The following is a 7,719-nucleotide window of genomic DNA, read 5'->3' as shown; positions in this document are numbered from 1 at the left end:
GGAGGCGACGATCACCGCCTGCGCCTTCAGCGCGAACTCGCCGACCACGTTGCGCGAGGAGCTCTTGCCGCGCTCCACATTGTCGGGCGCGAGCACGGCGCCGCTGACGCCGTCCACGGTGCCATTGGTGAGGGAGAGCGCGTCGACGCGATGGCGGAATTTGAAGGTCAGGCGGCCGCTCTTCATCGCCTCGCGCGCGCGGCGCTCGAACGGCTCGACGATGCCGGGCCCGGTGCCCCAGGTGACGTGGAAGCGCGGCACCGAATTGCCGTGGCCCATTGCGTCATAGCCGCCGCGCTCGGCCCAGCCGACCACGGGGAAGATGCGATGGCCCATCGCGCGCAGCCAGTCGCGCTTCTCGCCCGCCGCGAACGCGACATAGGCCTCGGCCCATTTGCGCGGCCAGAAATCCTCGTCGCGATCGAAGCCGGCGGTGCCGAGCCAGTCCTGCATCGCGAGGTCGAACGAATCCTTGATGCCGAGCCGGCGCTGCTCCGGCGAATCGACCAGGAATAATCCGCCGAACGACCAGAATGCCTGGCCGCCGATCGACTGCTCGCCTTCCTGGTCGACCACGATCACGCGCTTGCCGGCATCGGCGATCTCGGTGGCTGCCACGAGCCCCGACAGCCCGGCGCCGACGACGATGACGTCCGTTTCCTCAGCCATGCGTTTCCCCCTCCAAGTTTCTTCCCCTCTCCAAGGGTTCCCCCCTGTAGTTGCCCGGATTGAAGCCAGCGGTCGTAACTGAGATCAAGGGCGCGACGCGTAAGACCTCATTAACTTGTTCCAGTTTGGGATAGAGACCGACAGAAGTGCAGCGCCGACGCAACACTGGATTTGAATTTGTTTTGAGCGAGCCGGTCTGCCTAGACAAAACCGCGGTTACGACGGACGCTAGCTGAGCATCACCACCTGACACGCAGATTCGAATTCGACTGGGGCGGGGGACAATGAAGTTTCTGACGGGGTTGCTTGCGGCGGTACTCTTGATCGCGGGCATGGGAGCTTCCCACGCGGTCGTCCGGATCGCGGATGACCGCGGTGGCCGGATTGGAACCTACGTCGACAAATACCAGGACCTCAGGCAATCGGGCGAAACCGTCATCATCGACGGCCTCTGCGCCTCGGCCTGCACCATCGTCCTCGGCGCCATCCCGCACGACCGCATCTGCGTGACCTCGAGCGCGACGCTCGGCTTCCACGCCGCCTGGGATTTCGGCGCCAATGGCCGCGCCATCACCAATCCCGAGGCGACCCAGATGCTCTATGCGATGTATCCCTCGCAGGTGAAGCGCTGGATCAGCCAGCGCGGCGGCCTGACCCCGCACATGCTTTTCCTGAAGGGCAGGCAGCTCCAGGCCATGTACAAGCCCTGCTACATGGACGCCCAGGCTTCGGCGATCAAGCCGGCACGCCGGCCTCTGCCGCAGGCGGAACAGCTCGAATCCGCCCGGGGCCAGCTGCTTCACTGACATCAAGGCGTGACGGGATCGTCGAGCCCGCCAGCGGCGCTGTGCCTGCTGGCGGCGCCTTGACTACTGGCGGCGCCTTGCCCGCGGGCGGGCTAAAGCCTATCTGAAAGCCAGGGAACCTGGGGCCTTCGCCCCCGTCGTTGTCATGGCTCAACCACTGCATCCGGCCCATCCTGTATCGGACAATTCGCCCACTGCCGGCCGGACGCCGTCCGTGCTGCTGTGGGCTGGCGCAGGCATCGGCGGTCTCGTCCTGCTCGGCGCGCTGGCGCTGTGGTTCCACTACGGCACCCAGGTGTTCTTCGAAATGATCAGGACCGGCTTCGCCGCCTGCTTCTGACCCGACAGGAAGTTTCAGTCCATGAGCTCCGCCGCCCGCCCGCTGGTGATCGCGACAGCCTTCGCCGCAAGTCTCGTCCTCGGGCTCCTGATCATGTTCTGGGCCATGGGCGGGGTCAGCAAGGTGGCGCAGCCGGCGGCGATCGGCGGCCCGTTCCAGCTCACTGACCAGAACGGCAAGGCTGTCACCGACAAGAGCCTGAAGGGCAAGCCGACCCTGATCTTCTTCGGCTACACCCACTGCCCCGACGTCTGCCCGACCTCGCTGTTCGAGATCTCGGAGGTGCTGCGCGCGCTGGGCAAGGACGCCGACAAGGTCAACGCCGTCTTCATCTCGGTCGACCCCGAGCGCGACACGCCGGCGACGATGAAGGACTATCTCTCGAGCTTCGATCCGCACCTGGAGGGCCTGTCCGGCGATCCCGCCGAGACCGCCAAGGTGATCACCTCCTACCGGGTCTATGCCAAGAAGGTCCCGACCAAGGACGGCGACTACACCATGGACCACACCGCGCTGATCTACCTGATGGATCGCGACGGCCGCTTCGTCTCGCCGTTCAACCTGAAGCGCACGCCGGAAGAGGCCGCGACGGACCTGAAGCGGTATCTCTGAGCTTCACCCTGACCGCAATCGGCGCTCGCGTTCCCGGGTGGATGGTCTATAAGGCCCTCTGATCCCAACGAAATTCATTGCTTTCGGCCGATGGCTCCATCGCAACAGGCGAAATCGTTCAAATCTGTCCGTGGCTTGCTGGCAGGGCTTGCAGCCGGCCTCTGCCTGTTCGCAGGCCTCTCCGGCGCCAACGCCCAGGCCCCGGCCAAGCAGCCTCCTGCAGCCCCCCAGGCGACGCCGCAAACTTCGCCCCAGGGGGCCCCCCAGGCCGTGCCCGGCTTCTGGGACCCGCGCCGGCGGCCGGAGCGGCCGGACCTGTCGCGCTTGACCGTGATCCGCTTCCTGACCGAGACCGACTATCCGCCGTTCAACTTCACCGGCGCCGACGGCAACCCGGCCGGCTTCAACGTCGATCTTGCCCGCGCCCTGTGCGAGGAGATCAAGGTCACCTGCACGGTGCAGATGCGCCGCTTCGAGACGCTGGTCGATGCACTCACCTCGAACCGAGGCGATGCCATCATCGCCTCGATGGCGGTCAGCCCGCAGTTGCGCGCCCGCGTCGACTTCAGCGATCCCTATTATCGCGTGCCGGCGCGCTTCGTCTCGCGCAAGGACGCGGTGATGCCGGAGATCCGCCCCGAATATCTCGAAGGCAAGAAGGTCGGCGTGATCGCGGGCTCCGCGCATGAGGCTTATCTGAAGGCGATGTTCACCGACGCCGAGCTGCACCCCTATCCGAGCGACGACGCGATGCGCGCCGCCCTTCGCAAGGGTGAGGTCGACTTCATCTTCGGCGATGCCATCTCGCTGGCGTTCTGGATCAATGGCACGGATTCCGGCGATTGCTGCGCCTTTTCCGGCGGCCCCTTCGTCGAAAGCCGCTTCTTCGGCGAAGGCATCGGCATCGCCGTCCGCAAGGGCAACGACGTGCTGCGCCAGGCCCTGAACTGGGCCCTGTTTCGCGTCTGGGAGAAAGGTCGCTACACGGATCTGTGGCTGCGCTATTTCTCGGTGAGCCCGTTTTAGCTTCTGCTCCCTCCGGCGTCATTGCGAGGAGCCCTTGCGACGAAGCAATCCAGACTGTTTCCGCGGAAAGATTCTGGATTGCTTCGCATCGCTCGCAATGACGGCGTGAGAAGCCACACCGCCCACAAAATTGCATTCTGCCCGGAAATCGCTATTTTCCGCGGCCCGGAGGCCCCTTGATGTCCGTTATCGATCCCAGCATGAGCCCGAGCGACCTGCGTGCGCTCGCCGAACAATCCAACGCCTGGCCGTTCGAGCAGGCGAAGGCCATTGTCGCGCGGCTGAAGAAAAGTCCGAAGGACGAGGTGCTGTTCGAGACCGGCTACGGCCCGTCAGGCCTGCCGCATATCGGCACGTTCGGCGAGGTCGCGCGCACCTCGATGGTGCGCCATGCCTTCCGCGTGCTCACCGAGGACAAGATCAAGACGCGCCTGCTCGCGTTCTCCGACGACATGGACGGGTTTCGCAAGGTGCCCGACAACGTCCCCAACAAGGAGATGCTGGCCGCTTATCTCGGCAAGCCGCTGACGCGGGTGCCGGATCCGTTCTCCAACGAGTACCCTTCGTTCGGCCACCACAACAATGCGCGGCTGCGCGCCTTCCTCGATCATTTCGGCTTCGACTACGAGTTCGCGAGCTCGACCGACTACTACACGTCCGGCCGCTTCGATGCGACGCTGCTCAAGATGTTAGCTGCCTACGACAAGGTCATGGCGATCATTCTGCCGACGCTGGGGCCCGACCGCCGCGCGACCTATTCGCCGTTCCTCCCCATCAGCAAGACCACCGGTGTCGTGCTGCAGGTGCCGATGATCCGCCGCGACGTCGCGGCCGGCACGGTCACCTATGTCGATCCCGATACGAACCAGGAAGTCGAGACGCTCGTCACCGGCGGCAACGTCAAGTGCCAGTGGAAGGCCGACTGGGCGATGCGCTGGGTGGCGCTCGGCGTCGACTACGAGATGGCCGGCAAGGACCTGATCGACTCCGTGAAGCTTTCCGGCGCGATCGCGAAGGCGCTCGGCGGCACGCCGCCGGAAGGCTTCAACTACGAGCTCTTCCTCGACGAGCAGGGGCAGAAGATCTCGAAGTCGAAGGGCAACGGCCTGACCATCGACGAATGGCTGCGCTACGCCTCGCCGGAATCGCTGTCGCTGTTCATGTACCGCGAGCCGAAGGCGGCCAAGCGGCTGTATTTCGACGTCATCCCGCGCAATGTCGACGACTATCAGCAGTTCATCGATGGCTTCCCGAAGCAGGACGGCAAGCAGCAGCTCGGCAATCCGGTCTGGCATATCCACAACGGCAAGCCACCGCAGGGCGATATGCCCGTCACCTTCCAGCTGCTGCTGACGCTGGTATCGTCGTCGAACGCGGAGAACGCCGAGACGCTGTGGGGCTTCATCGGCCGTTATCGTCCTGGCGTGAGCCCGCAGACGCATCCGAAGCTGGACGCGATGGTCGGCTACGCCATCAACTATTATCGCGACTTCGTCGCGCCGACGAAGCAGTTCCGCGTGCCGACCGACATCGAGCGCGCCGCGCTGCAGGACTTGCGTGATGCGCTCTCGCAGCTTCCGCAGGAAGCGTCCGCGGAAGACATCCAGAACGTCGTCTACGAGATCGGCCGCCGCGAGCCGTTCCTCGACCAGGTCAAGAAGGGCAAGGACGGCCGTCCCGGCGTCACGCTCGACTGGTTCAACATGCTCTACCAGGTCCTGCTCGGCCAGGAGAAAGGCCCGCGCTTCGGCTCCTTCGTCGCGGTGTACGGCGTGCAGAACGCGGTCAACATGATCGACGGCGCGCTGGCAAGGAGCGCGTGAGGCCGCAACTCTCCCGCGCCGTCCGGCCCCCGTGCGCAATTGCGCACTAGGCCGGGACGACGAGTTATTCCTTCAAATCGACCGCAGCACGTAGCGCCTGTTATCCTTCTGCACCGGGCGCGCGTTCATCGGATAGAGCTTTGCGAACGCCGCGACGTCGGCAGCCGACACCTGGACCGGGGTGGTCAGCAGCAGCCACTCCACGACCTCGGAGCAGGGCGGCGTCGTCAGCGAGCCGGGATAGCGGTAATAGCTGAGCTTCGTTGGCAACATGGCGTGCGGATCGATGCTCGCATCGGCCTTCACCGCGGGGCCTTCGGCCGCCGGCATGGTCTTGACGATCTTGCCGAACGCCGCATTCGGCTTGCCTTCCTCCATCAGCACGCCGACCACCGCGAGCCCGCCGGCATCGTTGCGGTGGACGAAGTGCGCCTCCATCGGAAAATTCTTGCCGCCGATCATGTGCTCGCTCGGCCGGTGGAAGTGCACCTGGAGCAGCTTGTACTTGACGTCGCCAAGCGCGAGCGTGCTGCCTTCGGCGAAGTTGAGCTGGATCGTGTGCCCGTTGTTGACGATGGTGTCGGCGCTCTTGCCCCAGTTCAGCTTCAGTGCGGGCAATTGCGATTTCACCGTCGTCTCGATGTCGATCGGCGATTGTTGCAGGCCGACCGCGCAGGCCTTGTTGGCGGCATCGAGCTCGCCCCATTTGCCCGGACCGCCGGTGCCCTCATAGCTCCAATGCGCGCCTTCGGCGGCAAAGGCTGGCTTGCACAGCGGGCAAAGCGCAAGACCCGCGAGCGCTTTCAATGCGTGACGGCGATTCATCGTATCCCCCTCGGATGAATTTGATCGGCAATTTCGCGCGCAACCTAGGCGAGAGGGATGGTGAGTCGCAATGGCAATCGCGCATCGAACTATTGGCGGGCCCAGACGATCCGCGCGATCCAGCCGATGTCGCCTGTCGCCATCGTCCGCTCGGCCTGCGAGGCATCGAGCGGCTGCAATTCCAGCGCCTTGGCCGTGCGGCGCTTCACGGTTGCGATCGTCACCTCGCCCGCACTGGTCTTCACCACGACGCGATCGCCCTTGCGGATCGGTGCGCCGGGTGAGACCAGGATGACGTCGCCGTCGCGATAGGCGGGCGCAAGCGCATCGCCCGCGATCTCCAGCGCAAACGTCTGGCTGTCCTCGGCGGTGGGAAGCGCGACTTCGCTCCAGCCCTTGCCCGACGGAAGGCCGGCCTCGTCGAAAGCGCCGCTCGCGCCGGCCAGCGCGAGGCCGAGCAGCGGTACCGAGCGGCCGTCGCCTGCGTTCTCGTCGACCAGCCTTGCAAAGGTGTCGATCGAGTCGCCGGTCGCCGCCAGCGCCTTCGCGATCGATTCGGTCGAGGGCCAGCGCTCGCGGCCATCAGGGGTGACGCGCTTGGACCTGTTGAAGGTGGTGGGATCGAGTCCGGCGCGCTTGGCAAGGCCTGATGGCGACAGCCCGGCACGCGCCGCCAGCCGATCCAGCGCGACCCAGATCTGGTCGTGAGTTAGCATCCTCTGCGCTTTGGCCTGTCTGACCATGGAAGGTCCAGCCTGTCGCAACTCAGGAAAACTGTCCTCAAATCAACCGGTTTTCCGTTTTTCGCGCAAGGGGTGGCGGAAACGCGGCTGCCGGGCGAAGCAATCCCCGTGCGTCGCAAGGAAAACGCGTCAAAACAGAAATCTGGAGTCGCGTTCCGGTTTCATCGAGACTGAATAGGCTCTAAGTCTTGAGTTCGGAAGGAGCGGCCTTTACGGTCGCGCCCGGGGTTTAAGGGACCCCAAGAGACGAAAAAACCCAAGAGACTCAAAGAGCTGTCTCAAAGGGCAAACAGGGCTGCGTAAGCGGTGGTCAAGATCTACAAAATCTGTCCGGCCTCGGCCTGGCGCGAGGCGGAACGGCAGGGCGTGTACCAGGGCAGCGCGGACGATGCGCGCGACGGCTTCATTCATTTCTCGACGGCCGCCCAGGTTCCCGAGACCTTGCGCAAGCACTTTTTCGGGCAGCGGGCGCTGTTCCTGGTCGAGGTCGACGGCGATACGCTGGGCCGCGAGCTGCGCTGGGAGCGCTCGCGCAATGACGAGCTGTTCCCGCACCTCTATGGCGAGCTCGATCTTGGCGCCGTCATCTCCGTGATGAATCTCAACATGCGCTCCGATGGCGGGCATGACGTTCCGGAGCTCGCGCCGTGATCCGCGCTTTCGACGCCTTCTCGCTGCCGGTGCTGCGCTGGCTCGATCCGGAGGACGCGCATCGCCTCGCGATCCAGGGCCTCCGTTTCCTGCCGCCGGTCAAGCCGCGCCCCGACGATGCCAAGCTCGCGGTGCGCGCCTTCGGCCTCAACTTCCCCAATCCGATCGGCATGGCCGCGGGCTTCGACAAGAGCGCCGAGGTGCCGGACGCGCTGCTGCGGCTC

At 65.0% G+C, this 7,719-nt stretch carries 9 protein-coding genes and 1 pseudogene; 7 read left to right on the top strand and 3 right to left on the bottom strand.

Annotated features, from left to right (window positions below):
* Positions 1-669, bottom strand: a 669-nt coding sequence (locus A5906_RS43635; RefSeq protein WP_245326551.1) for an FAD-binding protein, incomplete at its 3' end; no start/stop codon positions are given.
* Positions 670-953: 284 nt separating this feature from the next.
* Here A5906_RS43635 and A5906_RS01490 point away from each other — a divergent pair.
* The 5 genes from A5906_RS01490 to A5906_RS01470 all read left to right on the top strand — a co-directional run bounded on the left by A5906_RS01490 (position 954) and on the right by A5906_RS01470 (position 5,276).
* A complete protein-coding gene (locus tag A5906_RS01490) occupies positions 954-1,475 on the top strand; it encodes a hypothetical protein (protein WP_080133512.1) in 522 nt (173 codons plus the stop codon).
* A 145-nt stretch (positions 1,476-1,620) separates the two neighbouring features.
* On the top strand, positions 1,621-1,815 hold the full coding sequence (locus A5906_RS01485) for a hypothetical protein (protein WP_080133511.1): 195 nt from the start codon (positions 1,621-1,623) through the stop codon (positions 1,813-1,815).
* 21 nt (positions 1,816-1,836) lie between these two features.
* Complete coding sequence (locus A5906_RS01480; RefSeq protein ID WP_063686459.1) at positions 1,837-2,427, top strand: SCO family protein; 591 nt, start codon at positions 1,837-1,839, stop codon at positions 2,425-2,427.
* 90 nt (positions 2,428-2,517) lie between these two features.
* Entirely contained in the window at positions 2,518-3,453 is a 936-nt protein-coding gene (locus A5906_RS01475) for an ABC transporter substrate-binding protein (protein WP_080133510.1), read from the top strand.
* 179 nt (positions 3,454-3,632) lie between these two features.
* Positions 3,633-5,276 carry a lysine--tRNA ligase gene (locus A5906_RS01470; RefSeq protein WP_080133509.1) on the top strand — a complete coding sequence of 548 codons (1,644 nt, stop codon included), beginning with the start codon at positions 3,633-3,635 and terminating at the stop codon, positions 5,274-5,276.
* 72 nt (positions 5,277-5,348) lie between these two features.
* On the opposite strand, the gene A5906_RS01465 is transcribed toward A5906_RS01470, so the two are convergent.
* Complete coding sequence (locus tag A5906_RS01465; RefSeq protein WP_080133508.1) at positions 5,349-6,101, bottom strand: carbonic anhydrase; 753 nt, start codon at positions 6,099-6,101, stop codon at positions 5,349-5,351.
* 89 nt (positions 6,102-6,190) lie between these two features.
* On the bottom strand, positions 6,191-6,844 hold the full coding sequence (locus A5906_RS01460) for a S24 family peptidase (protein WP_136614866.1): 654 nt from the start codon (positions 6,842-6,844) through the stop codon (positions 6,191-6,193).
* Positions 6,845-7,150: 306 nt separating this feature from the next.
* Between A5906_RS01460 and A5906_RS01455 the strand changes: the two genes are divergently transcribed.
* Both A5906_RS01455 and A5906_RS43630 read left to right on the top strand, forming a co-directional pair.
* The gene (locus A5906_RS01455) at positions 7,151-7,495 is read left to right on the top strand and encodes a DUF952 domain-containing protein (protein ID WP_080133507.1); all 345 of its coding nucleotides are present in this window, start codon (positions 7,151-7,153) and stop codon (positions 7,493-7,495) included.
* A pseudogene (locus A5906_RS43630) lies at positions 7,492-7,719 on the top strand (quinone-dependent dihydroorotate dehydrogenase); the annotation flags it as partial. The gene A5906_RS01455 and the pseudogene A5906_RS43630, both read left to right, overlap by 4 nt.

The organism is Bradyrhizobium sacchari, assembly GCF_002068095.1.
Taxonomy (GTDB): domain Bacteria; phylum Pseudomonadota; class Alphaproteobacteria; order Rhizobiales; family Xanthobacteraceae; genus Bradyrhizobium; species Bradyrhizobium sacchari.
Note: the sequence above shows the minus strand (reverse complement) of the source record. Positions and strands in the feature narration are given on the sequence as shown.

Excerpts from the sequence above, each read along its gene's own strand:
- A5906_RS01465 (WP_080133508.1), bottom strand. The coding sequence starts at position 6,101 with ATGAATCGCCGTCACGCATTGAAAGCGCTCGCGGGTCTTGCGCTTTGC.
- A5906_RS01490 (WP_080133512.1), top strand. The coding sequence starts at position 954 with ATGAAGTTTCTGACGGGGTTGCTTGCGGCGGTACTCTTGATCGCGGGC.
- A5906_RS01485 (WP_080133511.1), top strand. The coding sequence starts at position 1,621 with ATGGCTCAACCACTGCATCCGGCCCATCCTGTATCGGACAATTCGCCC.
- A5906_RS01475 (WP_080133510.1), top strand. The coding sequence starts at position 2,518 with ATGGCTCCATCGCAACAGGCGAAATCGTTCAAATCTGTCCGTGGCTTG.
- A5906_RS01470 (WP_080133509.1), top strand. The coding sequence starts at position 3,633 with ATGTCCGTTATCGATCCCAGCATGAGCCCGAGCGACCTGCGTGCGCTC.
- A5906_RS01480 (WP_063686459.1), top strand. The coding sequence starts at position 1,837 with ATGAGCTCCGCCGCCCGCCCGCTGGTGATCGCGACAGCCTTCGCCGCA.
- A5906_RS01460 (WP_136614866.1), bottom strand. The coding sequence starts at position 6,844 with ATGGTCAGACAGGCCAAAGCGCAGAGGATGCTAACTCACGACCAGATC.